The organism is Phyllobacterium sp. CCNWLW183 (assembly GCF_037203775.1).
Classification (GTDB): domain Bacteria; phylum Pseudomonadota; class Alphaproteobacteria; order Rhizobiales; family Rhizobiaceae; genus Phyllobacterium; species Phyllobacterium ifriqiyense.
Genome location: NZ_JBBCBN010000001.1, coordinates 1,102,327 through 1,120,267, shown reverse-complemented (window position 1 = coordinate 1,120,267; position 17,941 = coordinate 1,102,327). Strand labels below are relative to the sequence as shown.

Annotated in this window: 15 protein-coding genes; 7 read left to right on the top strand and 8 right to left on the bottom strand. The window is 53.2% G+C overall.

All coding sequences use genetic code 11. The annotated features are described in order from the left end of the window. Window positions 1-147: 147 nt before the first annotated feature. Window positions 148-1,314 carry an iron-containing alcohol dehydrogenase gene (locus tag V9K95_RS05335; RefSeq protein WP_336439642.1) on the top strand — a complete coding sequence of 389 codons (1,167 nt, stop codon included), beginning with the start codon at window positions 148-150 and terminating at the stop codon, window positions 1,312-1,314. 552 nt (window positions 1,315-1,866) lie between these two features. On the opposite strand, the gene V9K95_RS05330 is transcribed toward V9K95_RS05335, so the two are convergent. From V9K95_RS05330 to V9K95_RS05305, 6 genes are all read right to left on the bottom strand, one after another. Beyond that, window positions 1,867-2,931, bottom strand: a complete 1,065-nt coding sequence (locus V9K95_RS05330) for a polyamine ABC transporter ATP-binding protein (protein ID WP_115052288.1) — start codon at window positions 2,929-2,931, stop codon at window positions 1,867-1,869. Window positions 2,932-2,946: 15 nt separating this feature from the next. Further along, window positions 2,947-3,738: an ABC transporter permease gene (locus tag V9K95_RS05325; RefSeq protein WP_115052289.1), complete on the bottom strand. Its 792-nt coding sequence runs from the start codon at window positions 3,736-3,738 to the stop codon at window positions 2,947-2,949. Further along, a complete protein-coding gene (locus tag V9K95_RS05320) occupies window positions 3,735-4,649 on the bottom strand; it encodes an ABC transporter permease (RefSeq protein WP_115052290.1) in 915 nt (304 codons plus the stop codon). The genes V9K95_RS05325 and V9K95_RS05320 overlap by 4 nt, the downstream gene beginning before the upstream one ends. A gap of 160 nt (window positions 4,650-4,809) precedes the next feature. After that, on the bottom strand, window positions 4,810-5,913 hold the full coding sequence (locus V9K95_RS05315) for an ABC transporter substrate-binding protein (protein WP_115052291.1): 1,104 nt from the start codon (window positions 5,911-5,913) through the stop codon (window positions 4,810-4,812). Window positions 5,914-6,311: 398 nt separating this feature from the next. Next, entirely contained in the window at window positions 6,312-7,901 is a 1,590-nt protein-coding gene (locus tag V9K95_RS05310) for a DHA2 family efflux MFS transporter permease subunit (protein WP_115052292.1), read from the bottom strand. A gap of 32 nt (window positions 7,902-7,933) precedes the next feature. After that, entirely contained in the window at window positions 7,934-9,112 is a 1,179-nt protein-coding gene (locus tag V9K95_RS05305) for an HlyD family secretion protein (protein WP_115052293.1), read from the bottom strand. A 147-nt stretch (window positions 9,113-9,259) separates the two neighbouring features. Between V9K95_RS05305 and V9K95_RS05300 the strand changes: the two genes are divergently transcribed. Then, window positions 9,260-9,958: a TetR/AcrR family transcriptional regulator gene (locus V9K95_RS05300; protein WP_307279834.1), complete on the top strand. Its 699-nt coding sequence runs from the start codon at window positions 9,260-9,262 to the stop codon at window positions 9,956-9,958. Window positions 9,959-9,962: 4 nt separating this feature from the next. Here V9K95_RS05300 and V9K95_RS05295 read toward each other — a convergent pair whose 3' ends face one another. Further along, entirely contained in the window at window positions 9,963-10,367 is a 405-nt protein-coding gene (locus V9K95_RS05295) for a Fur family transcriptional regulator (RefSeq protein ID WP_307279831.1), read from the bottom strand. 187 nt (window positions 10,368-10,554) lie between these two features. On the opposite strand from V9K95_RS05295, the gene aztA reads away from it, so the two are divergent. The 5 genes from aztA to zigA all read left to right on the top strand — a co-directional run bounded on the left by aztA (window position 10,555) and on the right by zigA (window position 15,777). Beyond that, window positions 10,555-11,364 carry a zinc ABC transporter ATP-binding protein AztA gene (gene aztA, locus V9K95_RS05290; RefSeq protein ID WP_336439643.1) on the top strand — a complete coding sequence of 270 codons (810 nt, stop codon included), beginning with the start codon at window positions 10,555-10,557 and terminating at the stop codon, window positions 11,362-11,364. A gap of 1 nt (window position 11,365) precedes the next feature. Beyond that, window positions 11,366-12,232 carry a zinc ABC transporter permease AztB gene (gene aztB / locus V9K95_RS05285; protein WP_307279826.1) on the top strand — a complete coding sequence of 289 codons (867 nt, stop codon included), beginning with the start codon at window positions 11,366-11,368 and terminating at the stop codon, window positions 12,230-12,232. Between the two features lie 17 nt (window positions 12,233-12,249). After that, window positions 12,250-13,215, top strand: coding sequence for a zinc ABC transporter substrate-binding protein AztC (gene aztC / locus V9K95_RS05280; protein ID WP_336439644.1), 966 nt, complete (start codon window positions 12,250-12,252; stop codon window positions 13,213-13,215). Between the two features lie 79 nt (window positions 13,216-13,294). Next, window positions 13,295-14,500: a zinc metallochaperone AztD gene (aztD, locus tag V9K95_RS05275; protein ID WP_336439645.1), complete on the top strand. Its 1,206-nt coding sequence runs from the start codon at window positions 13,295-13,297 to the stop codon at window positions 14,498-14,500. 56 nt (window positions 14,501-14,556) lie between these two features. Next, window positions 14,557-15,777: a zinc metallochaperone GTPase ZigA gene (gene zigA / locus V9K95_RS05270; protein ID WP_336439646.1), complete on the top strand. Its 1,221-nt coding sequence runs from the start codon at window positions 14,557-14,559 to the stop codon at window positions 15,775-15,777. Window positions 15,778-16,067: 290 nt separating this feature from the next. Here zigA and V9K95_RS05265 read toward each other — a convergent pair whose 3' ends face one another. Further along, a complete protein-coding gene (locus V9K95_RS05265) occupies window positions 16,068-17,645 on the bottom strand; it encodes a TerC family protein (RefSeq protein ID WP_115052301.1) in 1,578 nt (525 codons plus the stop codon). Window positions 17,646-17,941 lie beyond the last annotated feature (296 nt).

Genomic DNA, 17,941 nt, shown 5'->3' with positions numbered 1-17,941 from the left:
TGCGTGGTTCGACAAGCTCACCATGAGGGTCGTGAGTGGGCTACAATAGAACAAGGCAGAGTTGCCTATCTTTGCAAGCAATCCATCATCCTCATGGTGAGCTTGTCGAACCACGCACAACAGATATGCCAAACGTAGAGACATGATATGAGCCAGCTTATTTCCAAATGGAACTATCCAACCACGGTGCGTTTTGGCGCAGGACGCATCAAGGAATTGCCGGAAGTTCTGGAAGCGACCGGAATCAAAAATCCGCTTTTCGTTACTGATCCCGGCTTGGCGAAACTGCCAGTGGTTGCGAGCACACTGAAAATTCTGGACGATGCCAAGATTCCCTACGGCGTATTTTCAGATGTGAAGCCCAACCCGGTGGATTCAAATCTGACCGCAGGCATTGCAGTGTTCAAACAAGGCAAGCATGATGGCGTCATCGCATTTGGTGGCGGCTCGGCGCTGGACCTTGGCAAGCTTATTGCGTTTCAGGCAGGGCAGACCCGGCCAATCTGGGATTTCGAAGATATTGGTGACTGGTGGACCCGTGCCAATAGCGAGGTGATCGCGCCGATTATTGCCGTGCCAACCACTGCTGGAACCGGCTCGGAAGTTGGCCGCGCGGGCGTTATCACCAATGAAGCAACCCACACTAAAAAGGTGATTTTTCACCCGAAGCTCCTGCCGGCAATCGTTATCGCTGATCCTGAGCTATCTGTGGGCATGCCAGCATTTATTACTGCGGGCACGGGCATGGATGCGCTCGCCCATTGCCTCGAAGCCTATTGCGCTCCGGGCTATCACCCAATGGCTGATGGTATTGCTGTTGAAGGCATCCGGCTCGTCTTCGAGAACCTGCCCAAAGCCTATGCCAATGGCAATGATCTGACAGCGCGCGCGCATATGATGAGCGCGGCGGCCATGGGGGCGACCGCCTTCCAGAAGGGGCTCGGCGCGATCCATTCACTATCTCATCCAATTGGCGCGCTTTATGACACGCATCACGGCATGACCAACGCCGTATTCATGCCCTATGTGCTTGCCTTTAATCGCGGCGCTATTGAAGAGCGCATCGTAAGGCTTGCCAATTATATCGGCATCAAGGGCGGATTTGATGGATTTGCCAAGGCAATTCTTGATTTGCGAACCGAGCTGAAAGTACCGCATGCCTTGCCAGGTTTGATCAAGGATCTGGACATGGATGATGCGCGCAAGGAGTTGATTGCCGAGATGGCAATCGTCGACCCAACGGCGGGAGGCAACCCCGTCGAACTGACCAAACAAGCAGCACTCAAGCTGCTGAACGAGGCGATCAAAGGATAGCCGAAAGGCGAGCTTTGAAAGTCAAATTTAAAAGGGCGCTGGAGACAGCGCCCTTTTTGCATTTTGTCTGGGCTTGCCTGCGGCCATGGCAGTTTGGTTTTCTAAGAGCGGTGATTCCGGTAGTCTTGTTCTGCTCAGGACCCTTGCTTCCATAATTTAGGCTGTTTGGGTAATTGGCTTAGGCAGAGGAAATATGCCGACTTCGAAATTTGTCGGATCGTCATTTTCTGAGATTTTGACATTTTGGTTTGTCGAGAGCCTCGTCATGTCGGCTTGGCTCACAATTATTTTGTGGCAACCTGATAAGCCTATTCAAGCATCGCTATGGACGTTCGGTGTCCAGTTGACGATCTTTTTTGACATGATGACTCTATTCAATTATTTGCGCTATAAGACTGCTGACCAAGAGAATTGCGCAAAATTATCGGATTAGTCTGCGTCTGAACCCTATTGGCGATGAAATTGCCACAGTAGCGGCAATTTCCGATAGGCTGTGTCGCAACAGCTAATAACGATCCGGATCGTCTGCAATCCCGATCAATGCGATATTGTCTATTGCCCCAAGAGCAACATGTCCTTTGCCGCCAGGCTGACCTTCACGTTTTCTCCCGGTGAGGGCGGAGGTGCGCTTGGATTGTTGAATGTGTCGAAGGAAACGGTATTTTCGCCGAGCGAAGCGCGAATGCGGATGACCGAGCCAAGGAAGTGCACGCTGTTGATCTTGCCATCCAGCGTTGTCTCGCGCTTGTCGGTTGCTTCACCGAGACTGACAGCCTCCGGCCGTACCGCGAGAGAAATCTTATCACCAACCTTGTGATTGGTGATCTTCTGGCCGATCATCACATCCTTGCCATCAATTGCAATAATACCGGCAGCGGCATCGCGAACTGTCGCATCGAGCGTGTTCAACGTGCCAACGAAGGACGCGACGAAACGCGATGATGGTTGATTGTAAATCTCGAATGGCGCGCCGACCTGTTCAGCCTTGCCTTCATACATGACGACTATACGATCCGAGATCGATAGCGCTTCTTCCTGGTCATGTGTCACGAAGATGGTGGTGATGCCAAGCTTGCGCTGAATGGCGCGGATTTCCTCACGCAGCGAAACGCGAATCTTGGCGTCGAGCGCTGAAAGCGGTTCGTCCAGCAGGAGAACCTGTGGCTTGGTAGCCAGCGCGCGGGCTAGAGCCACGCGCTGCTGTTGGCCGCCTGAAAGCTGATAAGGATAACGATCCGCCAAGTGATCCAGTTTGATCAATGAGAGCATTTCATGAACGGTTGCGTTAATTTCCGCTTGCGGTTTCTTTGCGACCTTCAATCCGAAAGCGACATTCTGAGCGACGGTCATGTTGGGGAATAGCGCATAGGCCTGAAAGACCATGCCGATATTGCGCTGGTTCGGTTTCAGGTTCACCACGTCCTGACCGCCAATGCTGATCTTGCCGGATGTGGGCGTTTCAAAGCCGGCTACCATACGCAGCACTGTGGTCTTGCCGCAGCCGCTGGGTCCGAGAAAAGAAACGAACTCACCCTTCTCGATATTCAGATTGAAGTCATGAACGACAGTGGTCGCTCCGAAACTCTTTTTCAAATGGCTGATTGTGAGAAATGACATTGTTTCTATCCGGTCTTAGCGCTTGGTGGCAGCGAGGGATTTATTGAGACGGGTGACAACCTGAATAAGACCCATGCAAACCCAGGTGATTGCAAAGGAAATGACTGCCAGAGCCGCAGGCTCATAGGCGCGGTTTGCACCGATAAGCTGCAGGAATGGTCCAAATGCGGGCCGGTTGAGCAGCGCCGCCATGGTAAATTCGCCGATGACGATGGCGAAGGTCAGGAAGGCGCCGGAAAGCACGGCAACCAGAACATTGGGAAGGATGACACTCCACATGATCTTTAACCGGCTTGCACCAAGACTTTCCGCAGCTTCGGTCATGGTGCGGATATCGATAGCGCCAAGGCCCGTATCCACGGCGCGATACATATAGGGCAATGCCAGCATCGTATAGCCAAAGACCAGCAGCAGGTTGGTGCCCATGGCGGAGCCGGTCAAGGGCAGAAATGACGATGTATTGTAGAGGCGGATATAGCCGAACACGACAACAATTGCCGGAATGACCAGCGGTAGCAGCGTGATGAATTCAAGGAATGGACGCCAGCCGGGGAGCCGCAAGCGCACCCAATAGGCAGTGGGAACAACCAGCACGATACCGACAATAATTGTCACCAGCGCCATAACGATGGAGTAGCCGAATGTTGCCTGAAAGCGTGGATCGCTGAGGATGACCCAATAGGCATCGAAGGAATATACGCCGCGGCGCATGCGTAGCGAAAATTCCAGAGTGCCGATAAGCGGCACCACGAAATATATGATGCCAAAAGCAAGTGCGATCCAAGACCAGAAACGATTGGTTTTCATTTAAGCCACCGTTCGCTGCGGGCGCGCATCCAGATATAAATACCGTTGGAAACGCCGGTGATAACAATCATACCGAATGCCAGCGCATAACCGAGGTGAGGGTCTTGCAAGACGTCGCCGCGAATCTGCGCGAAGAGCACGATAGGAACAATGCTGAGCGATGAACCGGTGAGTGCATAAGCGGTCGCAATTGCGCCGAACGAGTTAGCAAACAATAGGAGAATCGTGCCCAGCAGTGCAGGCCAGAGAATGGGAAATGCGACCATGCGCCAATATTGCGGTCCGGTTGCGCCAAGAATGAGCGCTGCTTCCTTCCATTCCTTCTTCAGCCCATCCAAAGCTGGCGTAATAATGAGGATCATCAGCGGAATTTGAAAGTAGAGATAGGTGATCGTCAGGCCCCAGAAACTGAGCAGATTGAAGCCGTGGCCATAAAGATTGAAGCCGAAAACATTATAGAGGAACGTCGTGACAAGCCCTGTTCGCCCCAGCGTCGCCAAAAAAGCAAAGGCGAGCGGCACGCCGGCAAAGTTGGAAGCGACGCCCGAAAAGGTCATTAGCGGCGAGCGTATCCAGGCCGGCAAACCGCCAAGTGTGACAGCGGCAGCGACGCAAAACCCTATGGCTGCACCGAGAATGGCCGAAGCAAGGGAAATTTTTATGGATATCCAGTAGGCATCCATGATGGATGGCTGGAACAGATTCACAATGTTTGTGAGTGTCAGATTACCCTGACTGTCCTGAAAGGCTCCGGCAATCAGATAGATTGTCGGCCATATCAAAAACAGCACGGCAAAGATGATGAAGGGCATGACCCCAAGCCAGTCGAGCGACAGGCGTTTGCGCTCATTCGCTATTGGCGCCGCCGGTGGAGCTGGTGATGAAACGTCTTGTTCTGAAACTGCACTCATGAGTGTTTGGGACCACTTGATAAAGTAATATTCAGCCGCGCCAGAGTAATGCAAAGGCAAGGCAGCCAGGATACCGACCCATCGGATATTCAGGGCCGACGCTGGCCCTCACATGATGGAAAAATCCCCGCGGCGGACCCGCGGGGATTTTTATCCTGTATTACTTGACGTTGGCGCCTACGATCTTGTCCCATCCCTTGGTGATGACTTCCTTGGCGGCAGCCTGTTCATCGAGAGTCGGGAAAATTGCCTTTTCATAGGCGGCAGCAGGAGGCAGCTTGTCGAGCAGGTCCTTGGGGATCTTGTTGTTCTTGGCAAGATCGTTGAAACGGATCGGATGGCAATAGCCCTTGAGCCATGTCAGCTGACCTTCGTCGGAATAGAGATATTCCATCCAGAGCTTGGCAGCATTTGGATGAGGTGCGTAAGCGCTGATGGCCTGAACATACACACCAGCAACAACGCCGGAAGCCGGAACAACAACTTCTACAGGCGGATTGCCCTTGAGAGTGTCGCGGCCGGAAAGCGCGTTATAATCCCAGTTGATGATGATCGGTGTTGCGCCCTGAGCCAATGTACCGGACTTGCCGATAACTGGAACGAAGTTGCCAGCCTTGTTGAGGTCAGCAAAATACTTAAGACCTGCTTCACCTGCCGCAGCGCCATAAGTGCCGCCTGTGGAAACGCCAGCGGCGCCTACAGCAAGGATAGCCTGGTTGGAAGCGCGCGGATCGCCAGCAAGAGCAACGGCATTTGCATATTCAGGCTTCAAAAGGTCAGCCCAATCTTTCGGGACTTCCTTGACGATGTCGGTGTTTACCTGGAAGGAAAGAACGCCGTAATAGTCGCCATACCAGTGACCTTCAGCATCTTTTACATTGTCAGGAATGGAGTCCCAGGTGGAGACTTTATAAGGCTGGGTTAGGCCGTCTTTCTTTGCGGATGGACCAAAAGCAAAGCCGACATCGATGACGTCAGGAGCCTGCGGGCCCTTATTGTCCTTGTTGGCCTTGATGGCTTCGATTTCGTCGCCCGAGCCTGCGTCCGGATTCAGTTCGTTGACTTCAATGCCATATTTGGCCTTGAAACCAGCGATCACATCGCCATAGGCGCACCAGTCATGCGGCAAGGCGATTGTGGTCAGCGTGCCTTCCTTTTTTGCAGCCGCAACCAAATCTGCCGGTGCGTCGGCAAAGGAAACTGCCGTACTGGCAAATAGCACAGCAGTCGACAGCGCTACCGCGCGTTTTGTATAACCTACCATTTTTAGACCCCTGTTTGAGCGATACGTCATTGGCTCTTTATCCGACGTCCGGCACCCGATACAGGTCTCTCATGTCAGTTGGATGACAGACCCGTGACGTGCCGGTGAACAGACTTTCCCTGAGCAGTAAGGATAAGTGAACCACTTTTTCGGCGGCTTAGCAATTCGGCGAAAGCCTAAATTTATGGGGTATTCCCAATCGTTTCAAAATTACTTCAATAACGACAAAAACATTGTTGGAGACGCCAATTCGGGCAGGGAAAAGGGGCGAATTGGCCACAATATGACAGCTTCAGCATCAGGACTGAACGCCAGAGCCGGCGAAACAACTTAGGAGACTAAGTTAATTTTCCCATTTGCCGGAGCAGGGGGATGCCGGGCGGATGGAAGGGGCGACTCTAATGTCCGCCGCCTCCGGATGCCGGTGCCCCTGGCTTGCGCATCAGGATTGCGAAAACCGCCAGCGATACAAAGAGCATTGTCAGGATATAGAAGACATCCATGAAAGACAGCAGCGAGGCCTGCTGATGAACCATGCCGGAGATTCTGCTCAGAGCGGTCGTGGTTCCATCCAGTCCATGTGAAGCAAAATTCTTCGACATGGAATTCATCAAATCTTCTGCTTCCGGATTGCCCCAGCGAACATTTTCGGAAAGCTGGGCGTAGTGCAGCGCACCGCGATCAGTGAGTATCTGGTTAATCACTGCCAGCCCGACCGCGCCGCCAAGATTACGCATCAGATTAAACAAGCCGGAAGCGTTTTTCAGGCGAGCCAGCGGCAAAGTGCCAAGCGCAAGATTATTGATCGGCACCATGCACAGCATGAGCGAACAGCCGCGCAGGATCTGCGGCACAAGCAATTCGTAGAAATCCCAGTCCGCAGTAAGATGCGTCATGGTCCAGGTGCCCGCGCCAAAACCGATAAAGCCGATCATGATCATAATACGCGGGTCCATCCTGCCGGACAGGAAACCGGCTATTGGCGCGGTCATGAACATGGCAAGCCCGCTGACAAACAGCGCTTCCCCGATCATCAACGCGTCATAGCCGCGAATCTGCCCCAAATAGACCGGGTAGATATAGGTAAGGCCATAGAGGCCAATACCGAGGACGAACGAGAAGGCTGATCCAAAGGCAAAGTTCAGATTTTTGAAGGCGAAAAGATCGACGATGGGCTGTTCGGCGGTAAAGGCCCGATAGAAGAAGATGATGCCACCAATGACCATGACGATGCTGCAATAGTAGACGGCGTGATCCTGCAACCAATCATTGCGTGGGCCTTCCTCAAGCACATATTCGAGCGAACCGAGGAATGCTGCCATACCGGCGAGGCCCCACCAGTCGAATTTGCTCAACAGGGACCGGTCGCCCTTGTCGAAGTCGATCAGGTTCCACGCAGCGATCGCAACGGCGATACCGGGGATGACGTTGACAAGAAAGAGCCAATGCCACGAAAAAGCATGGCTCAGATAACCACCGACCGTCGGCCCGATCGTTGGGGCCAATGTCGCCACGAGGCCGATCATGGGGGAAACAATGGAGCGTTTGGAGGGCGGGAAAATTGTAAAGGCAGCCGCAAACACACTTGGGATCATACCACCGCCGATAAAGCCCTGGATGGCGCGGTAGACGATCATCTGGTCAATATTCGTCGCAGTGGCGCAAAGCACGCTGGCGGCGGTGAAACCTGCGGCAGATACCGAGAAAAGAATCCGCGTTGAAACCAGCCGTCCCAGAAAACCTGACAGCGGGATCATGATAACTTCGGCGATCAGGTAAGAGGTCTGGACCCATGAAATCTCATCAGCGCTGGCGCTGAGGCCTGCCTGAATTTCGGCCAGGGATGCCGAGACGATCTGAATGTCCAGAATCGCCATGAACATTCCGAAGACCATCGCCAGAAAGGCGATGGCTTTTTTGGGATCGATTTTATCTTCCGGAATGGCTGGAGCGCCCGGACCGCCGGCTGCTGTTGTTGCATTTGCCATAATCGTCGCCCTTTCCGATTCCGGAACCGGATTTACTTGGCTGGAGTCGTCCGCGTGTCGACATCGACAACGACGCTGAGGCCCGCCTGCAACTTGCCGCTGGCCAAGGCGTCACCCGGCAAGGCAATGCGAACAGGAACACGTTGCACAACCTTGGTGAAGTTACCCGTGGCATTTTCCGGAGGAAGAAGGGAGAAGACGGCGCCGGAGGCCGGTGCAATCGAAGCAACCGTGCCTTCAAACGTATCGCCATCCAGCGCATCGACCCGAATGTGGACTTTCTGGCCCACATTTATGTCACGAAGCTGCGTTTCCTTGTAATTTGCATCGATATAGAGCGCATTAACAGGAACGAGTGCAGCCAAACGCTGGCCGGGACTGACAAGGTCGCCCTTCTTGGCGGCAAGATTGCCAATGACGCCATCCACTGGTGCACGGATGACGGTAAAGCTCAGATCGCGCGCTGCCTTGTCTTTCGACAATTCGAGCGAGGCAATGGTGCCTTCAGCTTCCTTGTACTGTGCCTCAAGAACGCCGACATTGGCGGCTGCGCTGGCGATCTTTGCATCAGCAGATGCAAGATTGGCCTTTGCCTGATCCAATGCAGCGGTTGCATCATCAAGCGTTGACTGCGAAGCAAACCGCGTTGCATGCAACTGATTGGCCCGTACCGAACCGGCTTGCGCATTGGTCAGCACTGCCTGTGCGCTCAATTTTCCAGCCTGCGCCTCGGTCAGCGAAGCCCTTGCGGCCTCGGTCTGCGCCTTGATACGGTCAAGCGAAAGCTTCTGCGTGGCAATCTGTGCTTCGGCCTGTTCCTCAGCGAGCGTGTAATCGCCATTATCAAGCGTGATCAATGGATCACCCGCCTTGACGCGCTGGTTGGCAACAACATTGATCGTATCGATATAGCCGGTCACCTTGGGAGCGATGGCAGTAATATCGCCCTGGATATAGGCGTCATCGGTGGAAACCATAAAACGGCCCGTCGTCCAATATCCGTAACCGAAATATGCACCACCGGCGAGCGCCGCCACCAAAATAGTCGTCAGGATCAGCCGTTTGCGGGAGCGCTTGGGAGGCTCGGCTTTCTTTACGTCAGCGGCAACATCATGTTGCGGCGCTTCCGTAGTTGCGGGCATCTCGGATTTTGAAACTGGAGCCGGGAACTGACGGATGTCAGCCTCATTCTTTGCTTTGGACGCAGGCATTTGGGGTTTCTTTCTACGGATGTTCAGCCATAAAACTGATTGAACCATTCGGTTCGATCGTTGACATAGCGCAATTGAGAGCGCATATCAAGGGGATCGAACCGCTTGGTTCGAAAAAAGAACAACAAACGAGGAAACAGAACGAGAATGTCATCTAAAAAGGCCTATTCGACATCATTGTCCACCGCTAACGCGCTGGAAGCAGCGCTATCGGGCGATGAGCGGCAGGGCCGTTTAGCTGCCGGGCAAGATCCGGCAAAGCGTCAGCAAATATTGGAGGGTGCGGACCGGGTATTTTCCACGATGGGCTTTGATGCAGCCAGCATGAATGACATTACGCGCGAGGCTGGTGTCTCCAAAGGCACGATCTATGTCTATTTCGATAGCAAGGAGGAGCTTTTTCTCGAACTTTGCATCAGTTATCGCGAAAGGCTTTTCAGCGGTATTTATTCCGCCTTTGAGGGCGACTATGATTTGCGTGATGCACTTATCGCATTCGGTAAGGCGCTTTCGATCAAGGTGACGTCCGATGTGGTCATTCGTGCGCAGCGTGTTGTTATCGGTGTGGCCGAACGCATGCCCTCAATGAGCCGGAGCTTTTACGAGCAGGGCCCGAAAAAGGGGCAGGCGATGATGAAGGCATTTCTGGACAAGCATGTTGCCGCGGGCGATCTGGAAATTGAAGATACCGAACTTGCCACCTATCAACTGTCAGATCTTGTGATGACGGGCCTCTTCAAACGCCGGCTGTTTGGCTGCATGGATGAGGCACCGACGGAAGAACAAATCAACAAGACGGTTACTGCGGGTGTCGATGTGTTTCTGAGAGCCTATGGCAAGCGCTGAATATTCAGGCTGTGCCACAGCTGGCGCAGATGCCGCGAATTTCGATGGTCGTTTTGGAAGGTTTAAACCCATTACCCTTTGTCCATTCACGGACACGGGCAGTGATAACGTCATCTGAAAACTCGGTAACCTGGCCGCATTTCTCGCAGATCGCGAAGGCGATCATGCCATGGTTATGGCTATGATCATGAGGATGAGAGCAGGCAACAAAGGCATTTATGCTTTCAAGCCGGTGGATCATCCCGTAATCGAGAAGTTTATCCAGCGCACGATAGACCTGTAAGGGCGCGCGGAAACCATTTTCACGCAATTGGTCCAAAATAGTGTAGGCGCTCAACGGCCCGTCGGCGCGTGTCAAAGCGTCGAAAACCAGTGACTGGTTCTTGGTGAGTTCCTGAGTGGCCGCCATATTCGCTTGTTCCTTTTATCTGCTTACTAGATAAGAAATTTTTTCACGAACCGCCAGTGCGTCATCTCTTTTCCACTGATCTCAAATTTGCCATTGTTGACTAATGTAATAACATCACATACGAAGACGTCAAGAATTTGCCGAGAAGGCTTTCAGTAAATCCGGCTTTTCCGCGAGTTTTACCTTTATGACTGAACCAAGTCTGACATTTCGTGATCTTACGTTGGGTTACCACAGCCATCCAGCTGTGCATCACCTTAGCGGCGTTGTCGCGCGGGGATCTTTGACAGCCGTTGTCGGATCAAATGGTTCAGGCAAGTCCACGCTGATGAAGGGTATTGTCGGTGTGTTGAAGCCCATGTCCGGCTCATGCACAGTCGAGAAGGGCATGCGGATCGCCTATCTGCCGCAGCAATCGGAACTTGACCGGTCTTTCCCGGCACGTGTGGTCGATCTGGTGTCACTTGGCCTGTGGCCAAGACGGGGATTACTGGGCCGTTTCAGCAAAGAAGACCGGGCAAGCGTTTCACAGGCATTGATGGCTGTGGGGCTTGGCGGCTTTGAAAAGCGCGGCATTGACACCCTGTCCGGCGGACAATTGCAGCGGGCATTGTTTGCGCGCGTTCTTGTGCAGGACGCTGACATCATTCTGCTGGACGAGCCCTTCAATGCGATCGATGCCAAGACCGTTGCTGATCTCGTCGGCCTCATCAAGCGCTGGCATGGCGAAAGCCGGACCGTCATGGTTGTCGTGCATGATCTGGAACTGGTGAAGGAACATTTCCCGGAAACCCTGCTTCTGGCCCGCAAGCCAATTGCCTGGGGTTCATCCCGCGATACGTTGCGGCCGGAAAATCTTCTCCACGCCCGCCAGTTCCACGAAGCATGGGAAGAAGGCGCTGCATGGTGCGAGGATGACCAGTTGCATGATCACGATCACACGCACGCCCACAATCACAGCGGACCCCATGACCATATGAAAAAGGGGGCTGCATAGCATGTATGATTTTCTGATTGCTCCCTTCGTCGATTATAGCTTCATGCAGCGTGCATTGCTGGGTTCGCTGGCTTTGGCACTTGGATCATGTCCGGTCGGTGTATTTTTGATGCTGCGTCGTATGAGCCTGACCGGTGATGCGATGGCGCATGCGATCCTGCCCGGCGCTGCGGTCGGTTTCCTTCTCTATGGTTTGCAGATCGTGCCGATGACAATTGGCGGGCTGGTTGCCGGTGTCATTGTTGCCTTGGGGGCGGGGGCGGTTTCCCGCTTTACCATCCAGAAGGAGGACGCTTCAATGGCGGCTTTCTATCTCATATCGCTGGCGCTGGGTGTTTTGATTGTTTCGCTGCGCGGATCGAATGTTGATCTCATGCATGTGCTGTTCGGCACGGTACTCGCGCTCAATAATGATGCGCTTGGCCTGATTGGTCTTATCTCCGCAATCAGTGTCGTGACACTGGCAATCTTCTGGCGGGGATTGGTGGCGGAGTGTCTTGATCCGTTATTTCTGCGCTCTGTCAGCCGCATCGGTACGCCGGTCCATTTCATATTTCTCGGCCTGGTGGTGATAAATCTCGTCGGCGGTTTTCAGGCGCTTGGCACATTGCTTGCTGTCGGGCTGATGATGCTTCCGGCTGCTGCTGCGCGTTTCTGGACTGCTCGTGTCGGGCCGATGTGCGCCGTGGCCATAGCAATCGGCTTTGCCTCATGTGTCGGGGGACTGTTGATCTCCTATCATTTTTCGGTGCCATCAGGACCGGCTATTATTCTCTCTGCCGGTGCAGTTTATCTTTGCTCCATCATAATGGGCTCGAGCGGAATTCTACAAAGCCGCCTTCGCCCTCATCGTCACAGAACCGCATAAAATCAAGGAAAGAGACCATGATCAAAACCCTCAAACTTGCCAGTGCTTTAAATGTTATACTATTACTGAGTGCAGCCTATAGTTCTGCTTCTGCCGAAAACCTGAAAGTTGTTTCGAGTTTTTCGATCATCTCTGACTTCGCCAAGAATGTCGGTGGCGACAAGATCGATCTGACGACGCTGGTTGGCCCGGATGGCGACGCGCATGTTTATGAGCCAAAGCCATCTGATGCCGCAGCTGTTGCCAAAGCTGATGTTGTGTTGGTCAATGGTTTGAACTTCGAGGGATTTCTGCCGCGGCTTGTAGAAGCAAGCGCCACAAAGGCACCAATCGTTGAATTGACCAAGGGTGTTGAGCCGTTGAAAAGCGGCGAAGAAGAGCATGATCATGCGAGTGGAGAAGAGCACAAGCATGAACCCGAAGCGCATGCCCATGAAGGACACGATCACGGTGCCTATGATCCGCATGCTTTTCAGTCCATCAGCAACGCAAAGATTTATGTGAAGAATATCGCCGACGCCTTCTGCACGGCTGATGCTGCAAATTGCGATACCTACAAGACCAATGCTGCCGACTACACCAAGAAGCTCGACGCGACGGAAGCAGATGTGAAGGCCGCAATTGCGTCAATTCCGGAAAGCAAGCGCCTCGTCATCACGTCGCACGATGCATTTGGCTATTTTGAACATGAATATGGCCTGAAATTCCTGGCGCCAGAAGGCATTTCGACGGATTCGGAAGCCTCTGCTGCCGATATTGTTGCCCTCATCAAGCAGATCAAGGAAGACAAGGCCTCGGCAATCTTTGTCGAGAATATCACCAACCCGCGTTTGATCGAACAGATTGCCAGCGAAACGAAACTGAACGTCGGCGGCACGCTGTTCTCGGATGCTCTATCCAAGCCTGAGGATGGTGCCGGGACCTATGTCGAAATGATGCAGCACAATATCACTACATTCAAGAAAGCCATTCTCGGCAGTTAATACGGCACGCCGGAAAGCGGAGCAGGACTCCGCTTTTCTTTTACCCAGAAATGTTATGTTATTACATTAGGAGAAAACCATGACACGGCACCTACTTGTGTTCTCGTCTCTCGCCATCACAGCTGGTTTGCTAATGACCCCCGCCTTGGCAGAGGGAAAAACGGCATGGCGGCTATTCGTCGCCGATCAGGCCGATCCCGTAATACGCGCTCTGGATGCCAAGACCGGCGAGGTGCTGGACACGTTCAAGATGAAAGCACCAGCCAGCCTTTCGAGGAGCGAAAGTGGTCGCCTGGTATTCGCCAACGAGCGTGATGCTGGCCAATTCTCAGTCATTTCAAGTGGCATTTCCGTTGATGATCATGGAGATCACGGGGATCTGAAAGTTGAAAAGCCTACGCTGCTCAATTTGAATTTTGCGGGAAAGAAACCGTCGCACTTTGTCGACCACCATGGGCAGATTGCCTTGTTCTTTGATGGGGACGGGGCGGTCAAAATTGTTAAAGAGTCTGACGTTCTGGGCGAGAGGGCCGATGCAAGGGAAGTGAAAGTTGCCTCGCCGCATCATGGCGTTGCGGTCGCTTTCGGTGAGAAGGTTCTCGTGTCCGAACCGCACCCGACAGAGCCAGTCAAGGAGCTGCCCATCGGCGTGCGTATTGCCGGAGCGAATAATAAAGTTTCGGGAGAATTGTATGATTGCCCGGATCTCCACGGCGAAGCGGCCTCAGGCAGTATCGTCGCCATAGCCTGTAAATCGGGTCTGCTTCTGGTGAAATCGGCGAATGACGAGCTGGAGATCAATCATCTTGATTATTCAAAATCGCTTCCAGAGGGCAAGTCCTCAACTTTGGTTGGTGGCAAGGGGCTACAGTATTTTCTGGGCAATTACGGGCCGCAGGCGGTGGTTCTGATTGATCCAACCGCTGAAGATGCATTCCGTCTGATCGAGCTTCCCGCACGCCGCGTTCATTTTGCTGTCGATTCTGTGCGCCCGCGCTTTGCCTATATCTTTACCGAGGATGGTCAACTGCACCAGCTGGACGTCATCACCGGCAAGATTGAAAAATCGCTACAGCTTACAGAGCCTTACAGCATGGACGGCCATTGGAACCTGCCGCGGCCTCGAATTGCCGTCGCAGGCGATGACATCATACTTACCGACCCTCTGAAAAGCCGGTTGCAGGTCATTGACGCAGCCCGTTTCGAAAAGTCCCGCGATATTCCAGTTGAAGGCACTCCTTACAATGTTGTGGCCATAGGCGGGTCGGGCGAAGTTCACGAGTAATCTTATGCCCGCGCGCCTGAACAGCGCGTGGGCTTCTTTTTGGAAAGGCTAAAGCCATGCAAAACACAGCAACAGCCAAGCGCCTGCCCGTGACAGTGCTTTCGGGTTTTCTCGGAGCGGGCAAAACCACACTCCTCAATCATATTCTCAACAATCGTGAGGGCCGCCGTGTCGCGGTTATCGTCAATGATATGAGCGAGGTTAATATTGATGCCGCGCTTATCCGCGACGGCGGTGCGAACTTGTCGCGGATGGAAGAGCAATTGGTAGAGATGACCAATGGTTGCATCTGCTGCACCTTGCGCGACGATCTTCTTGCAGAAGTGCGGCAATTGGCAAGTCAGGGCCGGTTTGACCATCTGTTGATAGAGTCGACAGGCATATCAGAGCCGCTGCCGGTGGCATCCACCTTTGATTTTCGTGATGAAAACGGCATGAGCCTGTCGGATATCTCATGCCTCGACACAATGGTGACTGTCGTTGATGCGGCAAATCTTTTGAAGGATTATGCCTCCAGCGACTTTCTCAAGGATCGTGGCGAGTCACTGGGTGATGGTGATAACCGTACATTGGTCGATCTTCTCGTCGATCAAATCGAATTTGCCGATGTCATCATCCTGAACAAGATATCGTCGGCCTCCATGTATGACCGCGATATCGCACGAAAAATCATTCGTGCCCTGAATCCAGATGCCAAGGTAATCGAAACGGATTTTGCCAAGGTCAATCTTACCGACGTTCTGGACACGGGCCTTTTCGATTTCGACAAGGCGCAAGAAAACCCGCTTTGGTACAAGGAACTGAACAATTTTGCCGATCACATACCTGAAACGGAAGAATATGGTGTTCGCTCATTTGTCTATCGTGAACGGCGCCCGTTCGATCCGCAAAAGTTCCAGGATTTCATCAACTCAAACTGGACCGGTGTCATCCGTGCCAAAGGCTTTTTCTGGCTTGCGACACGGCCGGACCATGTCGGCGAGCTTAGCCAGGCGGGTGCATTGGTCAGGTCAGAAAAGCGCGGTCTTTGGTGGTCATCGGTTTCGAAAAGCCGTTGGCCGGATAGTCCGGAGTGGTTGAATGCCATGAAGCCATATCTTCATCCGATTTGGGGTGATCGGCGCCAGGAACTGGTCTTCATCGGTGTCGATCCCATGGATGAAGCTGAAATCCGCGCGCAACTCGACGCCTGTCTCTTGGATACGGATGAATTCACGCCGCATAAATGGGAGGCGTTGCTGGACCCCTTTCCAAGCTGGATGAGGCAGGCTTCCTGAGAGCCGGCAAATGAGATTGCGCTTGGGGACCATGCAGAATCTGGCATCGAAACTCCTGGGTTTTGATGTCTCAGACGAGCGGGCAAAGCCTGTTCAAACAAAAAGCTTCAATTGCGATAGTCCTTCCCTTTTGGGGGAAGGACATCAGTGCCCGGAAGAGGTCATGACTTGCGATTGCGAAAAAGCTTCTAGAGCATTTCCAATAAAAACGGAGTCACCGTAATGCTCTATCTCTTTGTTTTTACGCATTATCCAACGCAAAGCCGCTTCACACTTTTGCTGGAAATGCTCTAAATGAAAAGCGCCGAAGCCAAGGTTGAACTGATGCGCACCTTGCCAATATTTCGGCCATCCATTTCTACGATTTCATACTCGTAGTCATCGACGGTCAGTTTTTCGCCTGTGGTCGGGATGTGTCCGAGATTCCACAGAATATAACCGGCGAGCGTGGTGTAACGGTCGCCGTCATCGACCAAATCCCGATCGATGAGGCTGCCCAAACGGCGGATGTCGATATAGGCATCCACCACCATGCTGCCATCTTCGGACCGCTCGAGGATCGGACTTTCTTCACCCTCTTCAGGAAAATCACCGGCAATCGCTTCGAGAATATCGGTTGGCGTCACCACACCCTCAAACGAACCATGCTCGTCGAGGATAACGCCCATCTGAACAGTTGAACCGCGAAGCTGTTCCATCACGCGCAGAACATTGGCGTTCTCATGCAAGATGAGTGGTTGGCGTGTCACCTTTTCCCAATCGATCTTGCCGCCATCCAAAATTGCGAACAGCAAATCCTTGGTGAGCGCGACACCAACAAAATCATCCACGCGCCCTCGGGCAAGCACAACGCGGCTATGGGCGAGCGTGCGGATTTCCGCGAGCAATTCCTCATTGGTTTCATCCAGATCAAGCCACTCCACTTCGTTGCGTGGCGACATGATCGAGCGCACCGGCCGCTCGACCAGGTCGAGGACGCCGCGGATCATTTCCTTTTCTTCCGGATGGAAAACATCTGATGCAGCAGAATGTTCTGCTATGGCATCCAGCGTGTCCGAGTGAGGCGCATCGCTGCCGCGACCACCGCCGAGAAGGCGCAGAACGGCACCAGCCGTGCGATCGCGCAAGTCCATTGTGGTGATGCGTTTTTCGCGATTGTGGCGACCAAACTGATTTGCAGCTTCCACGAGAACCGAAAAGCCAATGGCCGCGTAGAGATAGCCCTTTGGGATATGAAAGCCGAAGCCTTCGATAATGAGACTGAAACCTATCATCATCAGAAATCCGAGGCAGAGGATAACCACTGTCGGATGACGATTAACGAAGCTCATCAATGGCTTTGCGGCGAGCATCATCACGCCGACGGCGACAATGACCGCAATCATCATCACTTCAAGGTGCTTGACCATGCCAACGGCGGTGATCACGCTATCCAATGAGAACACGGCATCCAGAACGACAATCTGCGCGATGACCTGCCAAAATACGGCGTGGACAGCATTGCTTTCCTTGGCTGCAAGACTTCCCTCCAGCCGCTCATGTAACTCCATCGTCCCCTTGAACAGAAGGAAAACGCCGCCCACGATCAAAATGAGATCGCGGCCGGAGAAAGCAAATCCTGCAACACTGAAAAGCGGTTCCGTGAGGGTAACGACCCAGGAGATAGAGGCGAGCAAGGCAAGCCGCATGACCAATGCCAGAGACAGGCCGACAAGTCGTGCCCGGTTACGCTGGTGCGGCGGAAGTTTGTCGGCAAGAATGGCAATGAAAACAAGATTGTCGATACCAAGCACGATCTCCAGAACGACGAGCGTCGCAAGACCGATCCAGGCATTGGGGTCGGCAATCCATTGAAATGTCAGATCCATTGGAAGTCGGGTCCTGTTAGCGGATAAAATGAGAGCATGACTTTGCGGGCGGACCGGCTGTCAAAAACAGCACAAATCCACCAGCATAGCGGGCAAATTCAGGATAAGGGAGAATGGCGGGTTTTCGGTGCTGACGCTGCGAGTGCAGAGTCAGCATGCTTCGCAAGTCCGGCTCTTCAGATTGATCGTCCGGCATTGATGCGCGCGGTCAGTCCCTGTGTCACTGGCTGAAATTGTGAAATGTATCGGTGCCAGATGCGCATATAATGGCAGTCCCGCCGCTTTGGTTCAAGTGG